Consider the following 19,564-nt stretch of genomic DNA (forward strand, 5'->3'; position numbering starts at 1 on the left):
TCCGACGCAGTAAAATTATATGTTGACTCCGTCTCAGACACGAAAAGTGAAATTTTTGCTTGGAATCGCAGAAGATTCTTGGATGATAGGCACCGAGCCGGACCGCCCGTCTCATTTTCGAAAATGGTGCATGTGAGTGCACCGGATATGAAAACAACGATAAAAATCGTCCTCCCACCTCCCCGAGGAGGGACATGTGATGGCGAGAAACATAACGAGATAACACGGAATTAATTCGTGAGGCGGTCGGCACAATTGGGAGAGGTACGGGAAAGCCTTTTGAAACAACATTCGTATCAGACCGGAAATGATAAATTTCGGCTTCTGCGTGATGTTGGCTTGCTCCCAATTTTATAGGGTAAAGGTTTCGGGCCTTAAGGGTGTTCTCGCCCTGCGGCTTATAATCTTTGCAAGGTTTAATCCGCTGCATGGGGGATCTTTTCGGAGATAAATCATGCGGCTTTGTTAAAACCCATGTGGGCAGAAAATGGATAAGGCTAAAGTGAAACGGATAGCTGTCTCGACGGCTGCGGTTGCCTCGATCCTTCTCGGCGCAACTCTTGCCAACGCACAAGATGCACGCCTGAAGTCGATCGTAGAAGAGGTCAACCAGGCCACTAAACTCGCACAGGAATCTCAGCAACGCATTGATAAAACTGCTGATGCCACTTCCAAACTTTTTGGTGAATACCGTACGGTATTGAAAACCAACGCTGGTCTTGAGGCTTACAATGCCCAACAAAAGCGTGTGATCAAAAAGCAGGAAGAAGAGATCGTCAAAATCAAAAACTCGATCGGTCGTATCGACGAAATCAAACGTCAGATTACGCCGCTCATGCTTGATATGATCTCCAACCTGGAGGAATTCATTAAAGCGGACGTGCCTTTCCAGCGCGACGAACGCCTTGAGCGTGTCGAAGCCCTGCGGGATGCCATGGACGATCCAAACGTAAGCGATCCAGAGCGCTTCCGTGTTGTGCTTGAGGCCTACAAAGCCGAAACGCAGTACGGTCGTTCTGTAAACGCCTACGAAGCAAAACTGGACGATGGTCGTACAGTGAACTTCGTTCGCGTCGGTCGTGTTGGCTTCTATTATCAAACCAAAGACGGCAAAGAGTCCGCGGCTTGGGATAAAGAATCCGGTACGTGGAAGAAACTGGACGAAGAGTTTGCGGCTCCTGTGAAAAATATGATCCGCATGGCTCGTCGTCAGGTTCCATTTGATATCGTGGAACTTCCGATCCAGGCGCCGAAAGGGAAATAACAATGAAAAAGATTCTGACATCAGCTGCTGTCCTGGTCTTTGGCGCGACCTTCGCCGCCCAGGCTCAAACCGCCGATCTCAACTCCCTTCTCACCAAAGTTCGTGAAGGCAGCGTGACCGAGTCCGCTGAACACAAACGTCGTGAGGCCGAGTTCCAGGCGCGTAAGAGCGAACAGCAACAACTTCTCGCGCAGGCTCGCGCAGAGCAAGAACGCCTCGAGCGCGAATCTGCGCGTCTTGAGGAAACTCGTCGCGCAAACGAAGAAGAAATCGCAAAACAGGTTCAGATGCAGCGCGACCGTCTTGGTCAGCTTCAGGAACTGTTCGGTGTTCTTCAACAAGCTGCGGGTGACGCCAAGTCTGTTATCAAGACGTCACACGTGACCATCGACAACCCAGGTCGCATGGAAGAAATCGACAATCTGGTAGCAAAAGCTGCGGACGCATCCGAGTTGCCAACAATCGACGAAATCCGTACATGGCCTAGCCAGATGATCCTCGAAGCAATCGGTTCCGGCCAGGTTGTGACCTTCGATCACGAAGTGAGCCTGACAGACGGCACGAGCACGGTTGTGCCGCTGACCCGCGTTGGTGACTTCGCGTTGATGAGCGGTGACAAATACTACACGCTGAACAACGACGGTTCTGTTGCTGAACTGCAGCGTCAGCCTTCCAGCCGGTTCACCGACACTGTGGATGAGTTCACGGACGCAAACTCCGGTCTCGTGGGTGTTGGTATCGATCCGACCCGTGGTCAACTCCTCAACCTCGAAGTTGAGCGCCCGACACCACGCGAACGTCTCGACCAAGGTGGCGTAATCGGTTACATCACTCTTGCTCTGGGTGCGGTTGGCGTTCTGATGGCGATCGTACAGTGGATTTACCTCCTGATCGTTAAAGGCAAAGTACGTCGTCAGATCCAGTCTGACACGGTCAACACCAACAACCCGCTTGGTCGTGTTCTTGCTGTTTACGAAAACAACAAAAACGTTGACGTAGAAACGCTTGAGCTGAAGCTCGACGAAGCGATCCTGAAGGAAACGCCCGCCCTTGAGCGCTTCCTTGTTCTGATCAAACTGATCTCCGCTGTGGCACCACTCTTTGGTCTTCTTGGTACGGTGACCGGTATGATCGAAACCTTCCAGGCCATTACCCTCTTTGGTACTGGTGACCCAAGCATGATGGCTTCCGGTATTTCGGCCGCTCTCATGACGACGGTTGAAGGTCTCATGGTCGCTATCCCGACTCTGCTCCTGCACGCCTTTGTTGCCGGTACCTCCAAGTCCGTGATTCACGTACTTGAAGAGCAATCCGCTGGCATCATCGCCGTACACGCAGAGAAGGAGCATGCGAATGCTAGCGCTTAATGAAGCATTCGACGCGATCCGCCAGTTCATGGAAAGGGGCGGCGACGTCCTTTTCCTGATCCTCGCGGTCACGTTCATCATGTGGGTGCTAATCGTTGAGCGTCTCTGGTACTTCACGCTGGAGTTCAAGAAACAGAAGAACCGCGTAATTGATGCATGGGAATCCCGTGCCGAGCGCCGGTCCTGGTATGCACACAAAATCCGTGCTGCCATGATCTCTGAAGTGAACGACAACCTTAATCAGGGAATCGGTCTCATCAAAACGCTCGTCGCCCTTTGTCCGCTTGTCGGGCTTCTGGGCACAGTTACCGGCATGATCGAAGTGTTCGATGTCATGGGTTCGCAGGGGTCTTCAAACGCCCGTGCAATGGCAGCAGGTGTTTCAAAAGCAACAATCCCGACAATGGCGGGCATGGTTGCTGCGCTCTCGGGCGTGTTCCTGAGCACCTATATCGAACGCGTCGCCAAGCGTGAATCAGAGCGGCTCGAAGATAGCCTGACCATGGATCACTAGGACCAGAAAGTCGGAGTTTAACCAATGCGTAAATTCTCGAAGTCAGAGGAAGAAGCAGAAGTCAACATGACGCCGATGCTAGACATCGTGTTCATCATGCTGATCTTCTTCATCGTTACCGCTTCCTTTGTCAAAGAAGCTGGCCTGGAGATTAATAAGCCGGAGGATAACAATACCCAGAACAATCCTCCGCCACCGGACGATGACAAGCGTGCCATTGCTTTCATTATCGATGACAACAACCGTATCTCTCATGATTTCCGCAACGTGGATATCTCGGCGGTTAGTTCAATCATCAAGAAGGAAAGTGTGGAACGCCCGGAAGCGCCGGTTGTGATCCAGGCTTCAGAGGGTGCCTTTACCGGCAACGTCATTCGTATCTATGACGCTGCACTGGCTATCGGCATTGCTCGCGAAAAGATCGTCGTAACGCCCAAGAAATAAAGCCGGTGGGGGCTAGCCCCCGCCTCAAGGGCCGCCCTTCAGGGCGTAGTGGAGAAAACAATGCGAGACCACGCACAAAACCAAGAAGAGGATGCTGAAATCAACATGACGCCGATGCTAGACATCGTGTTCATCATGTTGATCTTCTTCATCGTCACCGCGGTCTTCGTGAAGGAAGCCGGGGTTCAGGTCGTGAAGCCCGACGCGGAGTCAGCTGTTATCCAGAAACAGGTTAGCATTCTGATCGCCGTGACACCGAGCGACCTGATCCATATCAATCGTAACGAAGTGAAGCTGGAGGAAGTCCGCACCACTGTGGAAAAACTCCATGCGGAAAACCCGAAGGGGACAGTTGCGATCCAGGCTGATGTCGAATCGAAGGCAGGTTTGGTGATGAAAGTGTATGACGCTGTGCGCGATGCCGGCGTTGACAAAATAGCCATTGCTGCGGAGAGGAACTGATGATTACTCGTGTAATTTCGTCGCTCTTGGCCGCATCCGCTGTAACCTTTGGCCTGTTCTTTCTGATGAACAAGCTGGTTGCATTCAATGACGATGTTCGTCTGGATGAGGATAAGCAGCTACGGTTCATCGATGTTGTTGAAGACATCAATGAACAACCACCACAGCGCATGGAGCGCAAGGTAGAGAAGCCGCCAGAAGTGGAAGCTCCGCCGCCAGAGATGGAAACACCTCAGGTGGAGATTGACGGACCGAACAAGATGAACCTTTCGATTGGCCGCGCGAACTCCGGTTCCGGTGTTGATCTTGGTTCCATCGACCTCGGGCCAAGCCAGGATGGTGACTATCTGCCGCTTGTACGTGTACAGCCACAATACCCCCGCCGCGCTCAGGAACGTGGTATCGAGGGTTACGTGATCGTGGAGTTGACGGTGGCCGAAGACGGTACTGTACCGCCTGAAAGCATCATCATCATCGAAGCCGACCCTAAAGGCTATTTTGAACGCGCTGCGACAAAAGCCGCAGAGAAGTTTAAATACAAGCCGAAGGTTGTAAACGGCAAACCGCAAAAGGTGACCGGTGTTAAATACCGCTTCTCCTTTGACTTGGCTGATTAAGGGGGACAGGAGAAAATCATGGATATGATCAAAACCATCAAGTCCCTTCCTATGGCTGTTGCAGCTGCTGCGATCCTCGCGGCACTGCCACTGCCGGAGGGCGTCAGCCTGAGCGGTAAAGCCTTTGCACAGGAAGAAGAACAGTCCTACGCCGAACGCGCCAAAACGCGAAAGGTACCGGCCATGAGCCTGGATATTCACAAGAAGATCCAGAAAGCTCAGGAGGCCATGGACCTCAAGGAATACACTGAAGCAAAAGAGATCCTCAACGAAACGCTCGAAAGCAAACGCATCAACGACTATGAAAAAGCCGTTGCGTGGCAGCTGAAGGCAATGATCTCTTATGAAGAGGATGACACGGCGGCCACAATCCGGGCCTACGAGGAAATCCTCAGCTATTCCGAAAGCATTCCTGTCGGCCTTGAGCTCAACATTCTCTATGGTCTGGCCCAGCTCTATTATAGCGAGGAAAACTACGATAAAGCCCTCGAATATATCAAGATCTGGGAGCCCCGGGCTGAAGTTGTCAGCGTTAACCACCTTGTGTTCATCGCACAGGTTTATTACACCCTGACCGACTTTGACTCAGCGCTTGACTACATCTACCGCGCCATTTCCGACGCTCAGGCCGTTGATACGGTTGAGGTGAAGGAGCAATGGTACGGCATGGCGCTTTCGGCACACTGGGAGCTTGGCCAGTATACCAAGGTCCGTGACGTGCTCGAAATCCTGCTGATCAACTGGCCGAAGCCGCAATACTGGATCCAGCTTGCGGGTGTCTACCAGGAGCTTGGCGACGAAAAGACCTCTTACTCGCTTACAGAAGCCGCTTACAAGCAGGGCTTCCTCGACGATAAGCCGGTTCAACTCGTCAACGTGGCTCAGATTCAGCTGGCGCGTGGTGCGCCGATCAAATGTGCCTGGGTACTTGAGAAGGCTTTCAAGGAAGACCGGATCGAGAAAACAGCGCAGAACTACAAAACCCTTGGCCAGTGCTACCTGATGGCAACGGAATATGAAAAGGCCCTCAAGCCGCTTTCTGTTGCCGCCAAGAGCGAAGCCGATGGTGACCTGTGGTTCCAGATCGGGCAGGTTCAGATGCAGCTGACACACTACAAGGACGCGGTAAACAGCTTTGACAATGTTGTTGACGCCTTCAAGGGTACGAAGGACACCAAGGACAAAGGCAAGACGCTAACCGCTGTCATGCAGAAAGGTCAGGCCCTGACCGAGCTGAAACAGTTCAAGGAAGCGCACGACGCCTTCGACGCTGCCCGTAAAATGGCAACCGACCAGAAGGACCGTCGCATGATTACCCAGTGGCGTAATTACCTCAAAGCTGAAGAAGCCCGCGAAGAGATGCTGAAGGGCTAAAGCCAAGGCTTTCAACCAGATTACAAACGGCGCTCCTCGGGGCGCCGTTTTTTGTTTGCAGCCCCGCACGATCGCTGATCATACTCGGAGCTTCGGGCAACCCTTTCCACAATGGGCAGAAGCAAGGCAGAATGGGACGGCGGCCTACGCCCTGAAACCCTTGAAGCTTCGCAGAGAGCAATCATACGCGCCGATCATGTGCTTATAATCTACCCTCTCTGGTCCCGGGCATGCCTGCACGACTCAGTTTTTCGAACAGATACTGCGCCCTGATATGAAGGGTAAAGGCAAGTAACCGCTTGCCTGGCGCAAACTCCTGAAAGGCTGTTCCGCACACATTGTCGTAACTATGGGTATGCCGGGTCTGGCCCACCGGTTATTCGCCGCTCAAGCGCAACACCCCCGCCTTCTCCGGCGTGGGACCGACCCGCAGCGCAGTTTTCGGTATGGTGGAAGGCGCGAGCGATAACCGTCGTCAGCGCTGGCTTGATAAAATAGGGCGACTTGGCCGGGATGTGCGATATATTGTTATAATATAACTTTTTTATATCTCGCCTTGGTGTTATTGTTATGTTGTAACAATAAGGAGGGTATCATGAACACAACGAATATGCGGGCATTTCCCATTGTGAGCGGGGCAGCCTTCACAACCTTCGGCCTGTTTCTACTGATGCAAGGGCTTATCACCAAAGACAATATATCATTCCCGGCAGAACGGCCGGTCTTCAACCCGAACATCATTTTGGCTGTTCCGGACGAACCAGAGATACGACCCATCAATAGAGTTGCGCCGCCGCAGGAGGTGAAGCCCGTGCCAGTCCCGCCAAAGCCGACGGTGGACCTTGGTGATGACAAATTCATAGGCCTTCGCCTCGGCCCTGCCCCCATGCCGCAAACCGGCGCCGGAGACGACGGTGGGTTCCGTCCCGGATATATGGACGGTGAGCGCATACCGCTCGTGCGTGTGCAACCACAGTATCCCCGCCGGGCACTTGAGCGCGGCATTGAAGGCTCGGCTGTGGTTGAATTTACCGTACGCGAGGACGGGACAGTGGCTGATGCTCGGGTGATTAAGGCGGAACCCCAGGGCTTGTTCGAGCACGCCGCGCTCGCTGCTATCGCCAAGTTCAAATACAAACCCACTGTCGTGGGCGGTATCCCACGCGCGTCAAACGGCATCCGTTACCGGTTTGTTTTTGAACTGACCAGCGACGACTGAGGAGACAACCATGAGATATAAGACTTCATTGAACCACTGCGGAGCGAGCCCCGATATGACGCCGACGCTGGACATTGTCTTCATCATGCTGATTTTCTTCATCGTCACATCAAGCTTCATCAAGGAAAGTGGCATCACCCCCAATATACCCAAAACGCAAACCGGGCCCAAGGCACCAACCACGCCCATCGCCTTTCGCATCAGCGCCGACAACAACATCTTCTATGAAGGTCGGCTGGTGGACCCCTGGATGACCGAAGCCATCATCAAAGAAGAGAGTACCGCGCGCCCGGAGGCCCCTGTGGTGATAGCAGCCAATGAGAATAGCCATACCGGCCTTCTCGTACGCCTTCATGACCAGGCGTCCAAGGCGGGCATGGCAAACGACAGGATTGCGGTTCAAGTAGAGTAATGGGCGTTACACGATGAACCGCAAGCGGGATGGCAAGCTATTGCCATCCCGTTCTTTTTGAACATCCTGTATTTCCTTCGGTCCCAAAGCGTTTATCATCCCATTATCGCTGATCGTTTCTTGATGGGGGAATGCATGAAACTGACCCACTTGTTCACCGGTACCGCGCTGACGCTGTCCGCCACTTTTGCAAGCATACCCGCACAAGCACTGGACGCAGACCTCTATCTTGCCGCGGCATCCACCATACGAAAAGTCCCCGCCATGAGCCTGACCGTTCACAAGAAGATTCAGGCTGCACAAGAAGCCATAGCAGACAAGGACTACCCCCGTGCACAAGCCGTATTAAATGAAACGCTTCGCCTGACACGCATCAATGACTATGAAAAAGCCGTCGTCTGGCAACTCAAGGCCATGATTGCCTTTTCAGAAAACGATTCACCGGCAACCATCGAAGCATATGAGACCATCCTCAATTATCGCGACTCAATCCCGGAAGCACTGGAGATCAATATTCTCTTTGGCCTTGCCCAGCTTTATCACTCTCAGGGTGACACGAGACAGGCAGCCGAATATGCCAACAAGACTGTTTACCGGATGCCCACGTTGTCACAGGCCCAGAGCAGGTTTCTGGCGGAGCTGTATTATCTCACCCGGGATTTCGCCAAAGCGGAAAAACACATCGAAGTCGCCATCAATGCCGGACAGGCCTATGGCGGCGGCGGCGTCAAGGAAGTCTGGTACAAAATGCTGTTGTCTTCCCAATGGGAACAAGGCCACCAACTGGAAGCGAAAAAGACCGCGCTGGCCCTGATCAGTCGGTGGCCGGAGCAAAAATATTGCCAGATCCTCGCGGGCATGATGATGGAAATGCGAAACACCGACGAGCAAATGACCCTCGACGAAGTACGCACAAATCAGGCTGCCTGTGCTGATGTCACAACAACCTCGCCCGTCGAAAATCTATATCTGGATTTCCAAGTGGCTTTTGAGAAGGCCCGCTCGACACAGGCTGCAAAAGCACAACCAGCTGAAACAGACGCCAAGGCGAAGCAGCCGCGCAGAGGCCAGAAAGACTATCTGCCAGTCGTACGGGTGCAACCCCAATTTCCTGCCAAAGCGTTAAGAGACGGGATCACCGATGCGCGCGTGCTCATAAGCCTTGATATCGAGAAGGACGGTAGCGTCAATTCCCGCTCCATCAGGATATTGGAAAGCAACCCCGCAGGGTATTTTGAAGACAGCGTCAAGCGTGCGGCGTCAAAATTCAAATACAAACCTGAAATCGTTGACGGTAAAGCTCAACGCGTCGAAGGCGTGAAATATACCTTCACTTTCAAGGTGGAAGATTAGAAAAAGGCAGGCCATGAGCCTGCCTCCCTCTTCCGGCCAGTACAGCGACCTAGTCGACCACGGCCTCATTCACATATTTGCGCATGTCTGTCCGCAGATCGACCACCCCATAAGGCAGAACATTTGTCATCACGATAGCGACAATATCCTCTGTGGGGTCTATCCAGAACACGGTATTGGCCATACCACCCCAGTAATATTCACCGGCTTTACCGCCACCGCCAAAAGCTTCGGCATCTTCCACCACGGCGAAATCAAGCCCGAAACCTGTTACGCCCTTGCCTGCAATGCCGTTTACACCGTCCGGTAGTTGATTAGTACGCATCATCCGGACCGTCTCCGGCTGAAGGAGCCGCACCCCATCAAGTTCGCCACCATTGGCGACCATCTGGGCGAAGCGCCAGTAATCGGCCGTCGTGGAAACAAGGCCACCACCGCCTGATTTGAACTGCGGGTTAATGGTGAAGTCCTGTATCAGCTTGTTCTGCGTCGGTACGAGGCCTTTTTCCTTGTCCACGTCATAAATGCCAACCAGCCGGTCTGCTTTGCCCTCTGGCACATAAAACCCGGTGTCGTGCATGCCCAGGGGTTCAAATATCCTCTCACGCAGGAACACGTCAAATGGCTGACCTGAAAGCACCTCAACCAGATAGCCTTGCACATCAACCGCCAGCGAATAAACCCAAGCGGCCCCTGGCTGATAGAGCAGTGGCTCCGCTGCAAGTTTGGGCGCCCATTCGCTCAAGGGCTGGTCGAAGCCGATGAGCTGGTTCTTGCGGTAGCTCATATCGACCGGCGTTTCACTGAATACACCATAGCTCAGCCCCGCAGTGTGCCGCATCAGGTCACGGACAGTCACCTCACGCGCAACGGGTTCAGTAACAAGGCTGCCGTCTTCTGCAACGCTTTTAAAAACACGCTGCCCCTTGAAAGCCGGTATATATTTGGAAACCGGGTCATCAAGCTCGAACTTGCCTTCGTCGTACAGCATCATAAGCGCGACACCGGTCACCGGTTTGGTCATGGAATAAATACGAAAAATGGCATCCTCAGACATGGGTTCGCCGCTCTCAATGGTGCGAGAGCCATAGGTGGCAAAATGCGCGACCTTACCCTTTCGCGCTACGAGCGTAGTCAGCCCCGCAAGCCGTCCGTCATCTACATACGCCTGAAAATGCGCTGTCATGGCATCGAGCGTATCGGCAGAGAGATTAACCTCCGCCGGTGACACTTCCGGCAGGTCTGCTGCAGAAGCGGTTGTTGTCAGGCCAACCAGAAGAATAAATATCGATAGATGTTTGAGCATGAAGTACTCCTCCCCTTGGGAGAAAAAGATAGCGCAGCGTCAGGGAAAAACAATGCACAAACAGTCACCGGGCTGTTACCCGACGCTGGATACGTTTACTATCCCCTAACCTTAATGCTCTAACAATAAATACTGGCCTCTGAAGGCTACACTGGCATAAACTTGGTTTCAGTGTTGGGGGGTCGTAGGCAGGAGTATCTATGATCCGGCGAATTTGGCAGCATGGATGCCGAATAGTGGGAACCGCTCATCGAGCGTTACCTGTTGCGCTGTTGGTCGTCATGCTTGCGGTCCAGCCATACGCCCGTGCCGAGATCATTATTGTCGACAGCCACAAGTCGGACGAAAGCATCGGCCTTGCTCAGGCAATCAGCCGTCACTGCACACGCTGTGGCCAGATACAATATATGGACATGAAGCGCAGCCCCCAGATCGGGCGGGAAATCATTGCCGAGCTGAAAGCACGCGAAGCCAACAAGCAGCTTGACTTGGTCATCACCCTCGGCCGACAGGCCACCACTGTTGTCACCGGTGACTTGAAAAAAACACCTATATTCCACACCTTGCATCCCCAAGCGTTGCCACTGTCGGGTAGCAGCCGCCACGTTCAGGAATTTGCGATTACGCCCAGTCTGGCGATGCAACTGGATGCCTTCAAGGCGCTGGCACCGCAGATGAAGCGAGTGGGGTTTCTGGCTCGCCGCAGCACCATCGAACCATTTCGCGATGAGATCATAGCATCGGCAACTGCCAATAGCTTGAGCGTCAACTTTTATTATGTGGACCACCTTGATGACATTAGCCCTGGCCTGCGACAAGCGATCCGGGAAACCGACGGGCTGCTTTTTCTGCGGGATAGCCTTGTCATCAACAGCGACACCATTCAGTTTATCCTGCGCCTGACCCTTGAGAACCGTGTGCCCACCTTTGCCTATTCGCCTGCGCTCGTAGACATGGGGATGACGGCGACCCTGTCCCTGAGCACGGAAAATCTGGCGCAAAAGATTGCCGCCGCAGTGGATGCCGTATTAACCGATACGCCACCTTCTCTGGACGCCCATCCGGAAAGCAGCTTCGTGCTGGAGGTGAACGAGCGCTCGTTCAAAGGCGCTCTCGGCGCGGTTAGGGAACGCATACCCGGTATGAGGGTAGTATTCAGATGAGCGATCCAAAAAATCCGGCACAGAACGTGATGCCCGTTGGCGGGCCTAACAGCGATAAGAACAGTTCTACATTGCGCTCCCGCGCGATTGCCTTCCTCGTGTTTCTGGTGGTAGCCGTTGGTGGCATGATGGCTTTTGTCTTTGTCGGCATGTCCAACCAACTGATGACCGCAGACCTTGAAACACGCGGTCGAGCTGCGGCCGCAAGCATTGCTGAAAATGCCAAACTGGGGCTTCTGGTCAGAGACAAAAAAATCCTGCGGGAGGCCTTGTCGCCATACCTGATTGATCCGGATATCCGGTATATTGATGTTATCGATGGCGACGGCACCACGCTTTTCAGCCTGCCTGAGAACCATAGCAGGATCGGCGACACCATTGTAATTCAGGAGACGCTTGACGGACAAAAACTGACCATACAGCACCTGAGTGCCAGCAAGGCCGCAGACAAGGTCAGCTACCATATCGGGGCACCGGTCATGCGCGACATGATCAGCGACACCAATGGCGACCCCTTCACCGACGAGGGCCGTGAGGCGGTGCCTTCAGAAAGCCCGCGCCTGATTGGCATGGTGCGACTAGGTCTTTCAACAGCAAGGGTGCAGGACCAGATAGACACCCTCGTCTCGCGCGCCGGGCTTGTTGCCGCCTTACTGGCAGTTGTCGGGCTTCTGGTCGCATCCACCTTGTTGCGCCGCTGGTTGAGCCCTCTGGAACTGCTGACCGACGTCGCACGTAAAATCAAGCGCACCGGCCTTGAGGATGCACTTAATGAGAAAGCCCTGAGCGAAATAGCGGCAGCAAACCTTCGTGGTAGAACCGGCGAGTTGGCAACGCTTCAAAGTGCCTTCCTCGACATGCTTGAGGAGTTGAAGCTGCATGACCGTGCACAGGCCGAGCAAAAGGACCGCCTGGAACAGATGGTTGTCGAGCGCACCATGGAACTGACCTTCGCCAAGGAAGAAGCAGAGGCCGCCAATATCGCCAAGTCAAAATTTCTTGCTTCCATGAGTCACGAGTTGCGCACACCTCTCAATGCCGTCATCGGGTTTTCGGAAATGCTTCAACAGGACATCATGGTGAAGCCTGAGCAACAGCAGGAGTACCTTGGTTATATTCGAGACAGCGGAAAACATCTTCTGGATATCATCAATGATATACTTGACCTTTCCAAACTGGAGGCGGGACGGTTTGAGCTGCAGATTCGTGACGCTCTACTCGATGACATCGTCGAGGGTGCCGTTGCGATCAGCCAACCCGTCATTGAGCGTAAAAACCTCTCCTGCAGCGTCGATTGTCCTCCGATCCAGATACGAACCGATGCCCGCATCCTCAAGCAGGTGATTATCAACCTAGTATCAAATGCGGTAAAATTCACACCAGCAGACGGCAGCGTTTCCATTACCGCGACAGAATCCGGTGACACATACTGCCTGACGGTGACAGACACCGGGATCGGTATGAGCGATGCGGAAATCGAAGTGGCGCTGCAACCCTTCTCACAAGTCAGCGACCATATGTACGTACAGCAGGAAGAAGGTTCGGGCACCGGGCTTGGCTTGCCCCTGGTGGAGCATTTTGTCTTGCTGATGAAAGGCGATATGCGCATTGAATCAGAAAAAGGCGCTGGCACCCGGATATATCTCACGCTTCCTATACACCCTGAACCGCCCGAAAGCAGCGACCCCGGAAACGATTTCGACTATATTTAGGCAGGTATTGTTGCCGGGCCGGTCACAGCGCTGTCGCTGCCTCGACCGCTCAGGCGTTTTCAGGCTGGATCGGCTTGAATTGCCGCAACAACTTGTAAAGGTCGGACAATTTGGTTGGCTTTGCAAGCACACCGGAAAAACCAACCGCCGTGTATTTGGCAACGTCTTCCTGCGTGACATTCGCCGTCAGCGCGTATACTGCAACAGTACCATCCATTTCACGAATGCGTTTTGTCGCTGTAATGCCATCTACACCCGGCATTTGAATATCCATGAAAACGAGGTCCGGCCTGACATCCCGGAATTTTGCCACAGCTTCTTCACCGTCCCGTGCACGCACAATTGTGCAATCCGTGGCTGACATCATGCGGTTGAAAATCATGCTATTAATTTCAACATCTTCCGCATGCAGCACCGTCAGTCCGGCCAGATCCGGCGCCATTGTATCAACCTCTGCCTCACCCTGCACTGGCGCGTCATTCGCACGCAGAGGCAAGTGCACCCGAAACAGCGTCCCCTCTCCCTTTTGGCTATAGACCTGTATCTTGCCTCCGATCAGGTCCACCAGGTTCTTGACAATGACAAGCCCGAGTCCGGTGCCGCCAAAACGCCGGTTGATAGATGCATCCGCTTGCGTAAATGGCCGGAAAAGCTGGGTAATCTCGTCCTGAGTCATGCCGATACCTTGATCGGATATGTCAAACTGCAATGACCGGCGCCGGCCATCCTGCCGGGACATAACCTCAAGCTGTACACGCCCTGCCTCAGTAAACTTCACCGCGTTCGATACCAGATTGAGTAATATCTGCCCGATCCGCACTTCATCGCCGATCCAGAAACGGTGCACGTCATCCTGCTTCACCAGTTCAAAGTCTATGCCCTTGTTTTCCGCACAACTCCTGACATTACTGACAACATAATCAAGCACATCTTCAAGGTCGAAAGCACGATGCTCAATCTCAAGCTGATGGGCTTCGATCTTGGAAAAATCCAGTATGTCGTTGATAACAGACATCAAATTCTGCGCCGATGCACACGCGATGTCCAGCAAGTCCCTTTGCTCCGCGTCCAGTTTGCCCTTGTTCAATAACTGGATCACTCCGATAACACCGTTCATCGGTGTGCGGATTTCGTGCGACATATGTGCGAGAAATTTCGACTTTTCACGGCTGGCTTCCTCCGCGCGCTGCTTGGCCTCAAGAAGTTCCTGCTCGTGCTCCTCCTGCCGTTTGATGACCTTGATGGTAAGCGCAAAAAGAACCATTAAAACCGCAAGCACGGCTATGGGCATCAGGCGTTTGCCCGTCTGATAATCTGCCCGGGCTGCCACCTGCCATGCACCATAAGGCAGGCGCACGGTTGACTGTGCGGCAGATGATGATGAAAACAGGGCCGGGTCCCCGAAAATCATGTCACCTTCAGCGCCCATCGCATTTTTGCCGCGCAGCGCAAATTCCGCGCCCTGAACCAGCCCCTCTATACTTTCAAACAAGGCTTCAGCGTTAATCACCACGGACACCACACCCCACAGCTCTCCATTATCGGAGCGAAAGATCGGTTGCCGTGCAATAATGCCTTGACCGCCCTGCACAAGGCTCAGCGGCCCCGCGAGCACAATCGTGCGCTCATCAACTGCTTTTTGCACCATGGGCATCTGCCCGGACTGAGCCCGAAAATCAAACCCCACGGCTTTTTCATTCCCCTCAAGCGGGTACATATGGCTGATCACAAAGTCGCGCGCGGCCCCCATGTTGCGGATATGGTTGCGCTGGGTCAGCAGGTCTTTTGCAAATTTGGCGAACTCTTCCTGCGTGAGCTCCGGTTCCACCGAAATATAGGACTTCAGGCTTGCCGTAAGGGCAAGGTCTTGAACCAGAGCTTCTTCAAGGAATGCCCGGTACTGGGCGAGAAGGTCGGTGGAGTGTGCGAGATGCTCCTGCTGTTGTGCTTTCTGAAGCCAATACAACAGGCTCAGCCCTACCAGAAGGAAGGCCAGACAGACCGAGAGAATGCGCTGTTTGTACTTTTTTGTCATCAACACCCAACATTCATGTCCCCGCTGGCCAGATGTTTATACTTGGTATTGAGTTAATCGGTGGTTAAAGCACCATAAAACAAAGCCACCCTCAGGACCCATGCCGGGGGTGGCTTTGCTGGCATCTCTTCAGGTTTTAAGCTGCAGCACGGTATTCAACACCTTCAGCTGCCAGCGCTTTCGCGAACGAAGGCCATGCTGACACTTCCGCCAACATGCGGCGCACATTGGCCCCCAGCGGGATGTCCACGTCGAAATAGCCACCCCAGTTGGCATACACAGCCAGCATGATGTCGGCGACCGATAGCTTGTCGCCGGTTACAAACCGGGTTTTCGCCAGCTGTTTATCCACCAGCGCCCACAGCTTGCCCGCCACTCCTGCGGCCACTTGAAGTGCCTCATGTCTGGATGCCTCGTCACTGATGGCGCGCAGTGAGAAAAACATTTTGCTGTAGGCCGGATGCATGGTGGCATTGCCAAACAGCAGCCATTCAAGCGCCTTGGCACGGTCCGGGCTGCCCGCTTTTGGCAGTAGGTCAAGATCGTGTTTTTCAATCAGATACAGCGCTTGCGCCGCGCCTTCCCGAATTAGTTCATTCCCAATCTTGAGCACCGGCACGGCGCCAAGCGGCGTGATGGTGGAAAAATCCTCAAGGTCGTTTTTGTTCACCACGTCAAATGGCTGGTCGCTTTCTATCAACAGCGTGTGGATTGCCAGCGAACAGGCGCCGGGGGAATAATAAAGTGTGTACATCATTGTCTCCTCTTTGAGCGTCAGGGTCGGTTAGTTGGAAAATCGGGCATCAAGGTCGGCCACCAGCGCGGCCACCACATCCGCCGCACGGCGGTGTTTGAGAAGCGGCGCACCCTGCCCGGCGTAAAAGGAGGCCAGCTCAGGCCGGTCAGCCAGAAGCGCCGCTTTCTTGAGCGGTGTGGTAAACCACGCCTGGAGCGGGAACGGCAACCGGGCGCCGGGGTGTGCATCAACAGCCTCAACAAACTCATTGGGCATAAAGCGTGCAAGCCGGCCGGTGTATGCACGGGACAAAACCGTCTCATCCGCCGCCGTACTGAACAGAAGCTCCCGATGCAGGTCGCTGGTATTGGATTCTGCGCAGGCGAGGAACGCGCTGCCAAGCTGCACCGCGTCAGCGCCCAGCGTGAACGCCGCCGCCACACCGCGTGCGTCACCTATGCCGCCTGCGGCCACCACCGGCAGGCGCACAGCGTCGCGTACCTGCGGCACCAGTGCCAGCATGCCGACAAGCGAACGCTCCGCGGCCTTGATGAAGGATGGTCGGTGCCCACCCGCTTCAAAGCCGGTGGCCAGCACAATGTCCACGCCCGCGTCTTCAAGTGCCCTGGCTTCCGCTACCGTCGTGGCCGCGCCCAGGGTCTTGATCCCCGCGTTGCGGCAGCGCGCCAGCACATCTGCCGATGGGATGCCAAAAACAAAACTGAACACATCGGGCTTTGCTTCAATCAGTGCCTCTATCTGGCCTATGTAATCCTCCACATGGCCTTCAGGCGGCGGCGGGGCCTGCATGCCCAGTTCATCGTAATAGGGCCGGAAAAAATCCAGTGCCTCGGCGTACCTCTCAGCCGTCAGGCCTAGCCCGTCCGCGTCCGCGACCGAAACCCACAGGTTGAGCGCAAAGGGTTTGTCCGTCAGGGTGCGAATCTCGCGGGTGACAGTCCCAATCTCGCCCGGTGTCAGGTTATGGGCACCAAAGGAGCCTAGCCCACCGGCATTGGATACGGCTGCCACCAGTTCCGGTGCGGAAAAGCCGCCTCCAAACGGCCCCTGAATGATCGGGTATTTGATGCCAAGGGATTCTGTAACCGGTGTATTGAACCACATGTTGCCGTGCCTCCTCGCTGGTCAAAGTAAACAAACTTTACGAAACCAGATAACCACGGCATAGTTAGTTTCAAGAAGTAACTGACATTATGAGGTTACCAGTTGGTAAGGACGTGATCATCAGGTAACTCTTTATAAATATTGTGTTTTTATGAAAAGGCTTGCACCACACCATGATCGCACGGCGCAAAAGCAAGGTCAGCCCCCCACCCTATAGATGCCCGCTGAGCGAATGTATGGCGATCATTGGCGGCACTTGGACCCCAAACATCCTGTGGCACCTGAGCAAAGGGCCGCGCCGTTTCAGCGAACTGAAAGACGATATCCAGGGTGTATCGGCCAAGGTGTTGACCACGCGGCTCAAACGGCTGGAGGCTGACGGTATTATTCACCGCAACGTCATGCCCACATCGCCCCCCACAGTGGAATATTCCCTGACCGACCTTGGCGAGGAATTGTTGCCCGCGATCGAGGCTATCGTCGACGTGGGCCACCGCATCAAGGAACGACAAAATTCGGCCTGAGGCCTACACATCAACACATTCATCCCCACATGTGTATGCAACCATAAATAATAACCACGATGCGACAGTGATGGGGGAAATCATGAGAACGTCGAAAACCTTCTGGAACAAGGCAGCTGACCGCTATTCAAAATCGGCCATCGCCGATCCGGCCGCATATGAAAAAAAGCTGGAACTGACCCGCGGCCATTTCACTCCGGAGATGGAGCTGCTGGAGATTGGCTGCGGCACCGGCAGCACCGCGCTTTTGCACGCGCCCCACGTGAAACATATTCGCGCCACCGACATTTCCGAGAACATGCTCACCATCGCGCGGGAGAAGGCCGAGGCCACAGGCGTCACCAACATCACCTTCGAATGCGCCTCCGTCGATGACCTTGAGGTTGCAAATGGCAGTCTCGATATGGTGCTGGCGCTTTCGATATTGCACCTGCTGCCGAACCGGCAGGATGTGATCCGCCGCGCTTACGCGATGCTCAGGCCCGGCGGGCTTCTCATCACCAGCACCGTATGCCTGAGCGACGGCTATGGCTTTCTCAAGTTTATTCTTCCTGTCGCCCAGTGGCTTGGGCAGGCGCCCTATGTGGACTTTCTGACTGCAAAACAGCTGGAAGCCGAAGTCAAGGCTGCCGGGTTCGAGATTGAGCATAACTGGCGGCCGGGGCCAAAGAAAGCCGTGTTCATGGTGCTGAGGAAACCTGCGGCCTGATAACATACCGATAGCGATCAAAGCGGGGAAGTGATGATGGCAATCATATTCGGCAAAACCCTTAAACACATGGTCGGTGCCCTCGCCTTGGGGCTTGCCCTGACAAGCAGTGCTGTAGCGCGGTCTATCACGATCAATGTGGACAGCTCCCTTGCCGAGTATCTCATCGGCATGGTGTGTTCGCACAAGCCGGTGAACGCGGAGGCATTGAAGGCCAATCCCGCGCTGCAGAGCCAGATAAAGCACCATTCAAACCTTTCCGAAACCCGCTCATTCGGTGCCTTCCTCGCAGGACTTGAAGCTGCCTCGGCTTGCACCGTGCCCGCACAGGACCCCTACGCCTTTGGCGATCTTGTGCGGGAACGCAAAAAGTTCGAAAGCGCGGTCAGCTTCTTCAAAAGCAAGCAGGCCGAAATTGAAAGTTTTGTGCGCGAAAGCCTGAGCGCCTATGCGCCAAAAGATCTCAACTATGAGGGCAACCTGGTGCTCTCGGTCGTGGGCAACAAATGCGGCGGCTTCAGCATGGACGGACAGTTTTTCCTGGCGCTGAACTGCCTGCGCGGCACCTATGAAAGCGAAGAAGAAACCGCCAAGCTGATCGCCGCGCATGAAATTTTCCATGACATGCAGTATGAGTTTTTCTTCCCCTTTGAGGAAGACATGGCCCGGGTGAAAACGCTGGATGACGCGTTTGACTATCTGTTCATGAACCTTACCCTTGAAGGCACGGCGGAATTTGTCGCTGACAGCCGCAACGTTACCGGCAACGGCATGTTATCGGACTATCTGCGCCGGACCACCCAGGGCGCCAATCATCAGATACCCTATCTTATTCGCCTGTTTGGCTATAGCGCGGAAATGTTGAAGGACGACGGTAAACTGAAGCAGCGGGTGAAAGACCTCTACAGCCTTGGTTTTGGCGGCAATAATGGCCAGCTGTTTTATTACGTTGGCGCCGCCATGGCCCGGCATATCGAAGCCACATATGGCCGCGAAGCGCTGGTGTGCATTATGGCCAAACCACCTGAACAGTTTATGCGCGCTTATAACGCTGCGGCGGTAAACACCTCGGGCGAAGCCACCCCGCCCCTTGGCGACGCAATGATGACGGCGGCGAACCGGCTGAGCGATACGCGGACCGATGACCAGCTCTATGAGATGTGTATACAATAAATGGTGCCCCCGGTCTGAGGCCTGGGGTTCTTCCCAAAGAGCGATAGATGCCACT

At 54.3% G+C, this 19,564-nt stretch carries 19 protein-coding genes; 15 read left to right on the forward strand and 4 right to left on the reverse strand.

Annotated features, from left to right (window positions below):
- Positions 1-487: 487 nt before the first annotated feature.
- From OEU85_RS13210 to OEU85_RS13255, 10 genes are all read left to right on the forward strand, one after another.
- A complete protein-coding gene (locus tag OEU85_RS13210) occupies positions 488-1,264 on the forward strand; it encodes a DUF3450 domain-containing protein (protein ID WP_262691971.1) in 777 nt (258 codons plus the stop codon).
- Positions 1,265-1,266: 2 nt separating this feature from the next.
- Positions 1,267-2,631, forward strand: coding sequence for a MotA/TolQ/ExbB proton channel family protein (locus OEU85_RS13215; protein WP_262691972.1), 1,365 nt, complete (start codon positions 1,267-1,269; stop codon positions 2,629-2,631).
- Complete coding sequence (locus OEU85_RS13220) at positions 2,618-3,145, forward strand: MotA/TolQ/ExbB proton channel family protein (RefSeq protein WP_262691973.1); 528 nt, start codon at positions 2,618-2,620, stop codon at positions 3,143-3,145. Before OEU85_RS13215 ends, OEU85_RS13220 begins: the two co-directional genes overlap by 14 nt.
- A 24-nt stretch (positions 3,146-3,169) precedes the next feature.
- Complete coding sequence (locus OEU85_RS13225) at positions 3,170-3,589, forward strand: ExbD/TolR family protein (protein ID WP_262691974.1); 420 nt, start codon at positions 3,170-3,172, stop codon at positions 3,587-3,589.
- A gap of 60 nt (positions 3,590-3,649) precedes the next feature.
- Positions 3,650-4,051 (forward strand): ExbD/TolR family protein, encoded by a 402-nt coding sequence (locus tag OEU85_RS13230; protein ID WP_262691975.1) that lies wholly within the window; start codon positions 3,650-3,652, stop codon positions 4,049-4,051.
- Positions 4,051-4,668, forward strand: a complete 618-nt coding sequence (locus tag OEU85_RS13235) for an energy transducer TonB (RefSeq protein ID WP_262691976.1) — start codon at positions 4,051-4,053, stop codon at positions 4,666-4,668. Before OEU85_RS13230 ends, OEU85_RS13235 begins: the two co-directional genes overlap by 1 nt.
- A gap of 18 nt (positions 4,669-4,686) precedes the next feature.
- Positions 4,687-6,042: a tetratricopeptide repeat protein gene (locus OEU85_RS13240; protein WP_262691977.1), complete on the forward strand. Its 1,356-nt coding sequence runs from the start codon at positions 4,687-4,689 to the stop codon at positions 6,040-6,042.
- A gap of 595 nt (positions 6,043-6,637) precedes the next feature.
- On the forward strand, positions 6,638-7,261 hold the full coding sequence (locus OEU85_RS13245; RefSeq protein ID WP_262691978.1) for an energy transducer TonB: 624 nt from the start codon (positions 6,638-6,640) through the stop codon (positions 7,259-7,261).
- Between the two features lie 10 nt (positions 7,262-7,271).
- Positions 7,272-7,673, forward strand: coding sequence for an ExbD/TolR family protein (locus OEU85_RS13250; RefSeq protein WP_262691979.1), 402 nt, complete (start codon positions 7,272-7,274; stop codon positions 7,671-7,673).
- A 135-nt stretch (positions 7,674-7,808) separates the two neighbouring features.
- Entirely contained in the window at positions 7,809-9,026 is a 1,218-nt protein-coding gene (locus tag OEU85_RS13255) for an energy transducer TonB (protein WP_262691980.1), read from the forward strand.
- Positions 9,027-9,075: 49 nt separating this feature from the next.
- Here OEU85_RS13255 and OEU85_RS13260 read toward each other — a convergent pair whose 3' ends face one another.
- Positions 9,076-10,332: a serine hydrolase domain-containing protein gene (locus OEU85_RS13260; protein WP_262691981.1), complete on the reverse strand. Its 1,257-nt coding sequence runs from the start codon at positions 10,330-10,332 to the stop codon at positions 9,076-9,078.
- A gap of 236 nt (positions 10,333-10,568) precedes the next feature.
- Between OEU85_RS13260 and OEU85_RS13265 the strand changes: the two genes are divergently transcribed.
- Both OEU85_RS13265 and OEU85_RS13270 read left to right on the forward strand, forming a co-directional pair.
- On the forward strand, positions 10,569-11,495 hold the full coding sequence (locus OEU85_RS13265) for an ABC transporter substrate binding protein (RefSeq protein ID WP_262691982.1): 927 nt from the start codon (positions 10,569-10,571) through the stop codon (positions 11,493-11,495).
- Positions 11,492-13,207 carry a sensor histidine kinase gene (locus OEU85_RS13270; protein ID WP_262691983.1) on the forward strand — a complete coding sequence of 572 codons (1,716 nt, stop codon included), beginning with the start codon at positions 11,492-11,494 and terminating at the stop codon, positions 13,205-13,207. The genes OEU85_RS13265 and OEU85_RS13270 overlap by 4 nt, the downstream gene beginning before the upstream one ends.
- 49 nt (positions 13,208-13,256) lie before the next feature.
- Here the strand turns inward: OEU85_RS13270 and OEU85_RS13275 are convergent, their stop codons facing one another.
- The 3 genes from OEU85_RS13275 to OEU85_RS13285 form a co-directional block, all read right to left on the reverse strand.
- Positions 13,257-15,242 carry a hybrid sensor histidine kinase/response regulator gene (locus OEU85_RS13275; protein ID WP_262691984.1) on the reverse strand — a complete coding sequence of 662 codons (1,986 nt, stop codon included), beginning with the start codon at positions 15,240-15,242 and terminating at the stop codon, positions 13,257-13,259.
- 136 nt (positions 15,243-15,378) lie between these two features.
- On the reverse strand, positions 15,379-15,999 hold the full coding sequence (locus OEU85_RS13280; protein WP_262691985.1) for a glutathione S-transferase family protein: 621 nt from the start codon (positions 15,997-15,999) through the stop codon (positions 15,379-15,381).
- Between the two features lie 27 nt (positions 16,000-16,026).
- Entirely contained in the window at positions 16,027-17,103 is a 1,077-nt protein-coding gene (locus tag OEU85_RS13285) for an NAD(P)H-dependent flavin oxidoreductase (RefSeq protein WP_262691986.1), read from the reverse strand.
- Positions 17,104-17,339: 236 nt separating this feature from the next.
- On the opposite strand from OEU85_RS13285, the gene OEU85_RS13290 reads away from it, so the two are divergent.
- The 3 genes from OEU85_RS13290 (at position 17,340) to OEU85_RS13300 (ending at position 19,509) form a co-directional block, all read left to right on the forward strand.
- Positions 17,340-17,627, forward strand: a complete 288-nt coding sequence (locus tag OEU85_RS13290; protein WP_262691987.1) for a winged helix-turn-helix transcriptional regulator — start codon at positions 17,340-17,342, stop codon at positions 17,625-17,627.
- Positions 17,628-17,709: 82 nt separating this feature from the next.
- Entirely contained in the window at positions 17,710-18,336 is a 627-nt protein-coding gene (locus OEU85_RS13295; RefSeq protein WP_262691988.1) for a class I SAM-dependent methyltransferase, read from the forward strand.
- 36 nt (positions 18,337-18,372) lie between these two features.
- Positions 18,373-19,509, forward strand: coding sequence for a DUF5700 domain-containing putative Zn-dependent protease (locus OEU85_RS13300; RefSeq protein WP_262691989.1), 1,137 nt, complete (start codon positions 18,373-18,375; stop codon positions 19,507-19,509).
- Positions 19,510-19,564: the final 55 nt, after the last annotated feature.

Source organism: Kordiimonas aestuarii (assembly GCF_025574465.1).
GTDB classification, from domain to species: Bacteria; Pseudomonadota; Alphaproteobacteria; order Sphingomonadales; family Kordiimonadaceae; genus Kordiimonas; species Kordiimonas aestuarii.

Coding starts and splice junctions, on each gene's coding strand:
- OEU85_RS13245 (WP_262691978.1), top strand. CDS start 6,638: ATGAACACAACGAATATGCGGGCATTTCCCATTGTGAGCGGGGCAGCC.
- OEU85_RS13290 (WP_262691987.1), top strand. CDS start 17,340: ATGGCGATCATTGGCGGCACTTGGACCCCAAACATCCTGTGGCACCTG.
- OEU85_RS13215 (WP_262691972.1), top strand. CDS start 1,267: ATGAAAAAGATTCTGACATCAGCTGCTGTCCTGGTCTTTGGCGCGACC.
- OEU85_RS13280 (WP_262691985.1), bottom strand. CDS start 15,999: ATGATGTACACACTTTATTATTCCCCCGGCGCCTGTTCGCTGGCAATC.
- OEU85_RS13295 (WP_262691988.1), top strand. CDS start 17,710: ATGAGAACGTCGAAAACCTTCTGGAACAAGGCAGCTGACCGCTATTCA.
- OEU85_RS13285 (WP_262691986.1), bottom strand. CDS start 17,103: ATGTGGTTCAATACACCGGTTACAGAATCCCTTGGCATCAAATACCCG.
- OEU85_RS13240 (WP_262691977.1), top strand. CDS start 4,687: ATGGATATGATCAAAACCATCAAGTCCCTTCCTATGGCTGTTGCAGCT.
- OEU85_RS13235 (WP_262691976.1), top strand. CDS start 4,051: ATGATTACTCGTGTAATTTCGTCGCTCTTGGCCGCATCCGCTGTAACC.
- OEU85_RS13275 (WP_262691984.1), bottom strand. CDS start 15,242: ATGACAAAAAAGTACAAACAGCGCATTCTCTCGGTCTGTCTGGCCTTC.
- OEU85_RS13255 (WP_262691980.1), top strand. CDS start 7,809: ATGAAACTGACCCACTTGTTCACCGGTACCGCGCTGACGCTGTCCGCC.
- OEU85_RS13260 (WP_262691981.1), bottom strand. CDS start 10,332: ATGCTCAAACATCTATCGATATTTATTCTTCTGGTTGGCCTGACAACA.
- OEU85_RS13250 (WP_262691979.1), top strand. CDS start 7,272: ATGAGATATAAGACTTCATTGAACCACTGCGGAGCGAGCCCCGATATG.
- OEU85_RS13210 (WP_262691971.1), top strand. CDS start 488: ATGGATAAGGCTAAAGTGAAACGGATAGCTGTCTCGACGGCTGCGGTT.
- OEU85_RS13230 (WP_262691975.1), top strand. CDS start 3,650: ATGCGAGACCACGCACAAAACCAAGAAGAGGATGCTGAAATCAACATG.
- OEU85_RS13300 (WP_262691989.1), top strand. CDS start 18,373: ATGGCAATCATATTCGGCAAAACCCTTAAACACATGGTCGGTGCCCTC.
- OEU85_RS13225 (WP_262691974.1), top strand. CDS start 3,170: ATGCGTAAATTCTCGAAGTCAGAGGAAGAAGCAGAAGTCAACATGACG.
- OEU85_RS13220 (WP_262691973.1), top strand. CDS start 2,618: ATGCTAGCGCTTAATGAAGCATTCGACGCGATCCGCCAGTTCATGGAA.
- OEU85_RS13270 (WP_262691983.1), top strand. CDS start 11,492: ATGAGCGATCCAAAAAATCCGGCACAGAACGTGATGCCCGTTGGCGGG.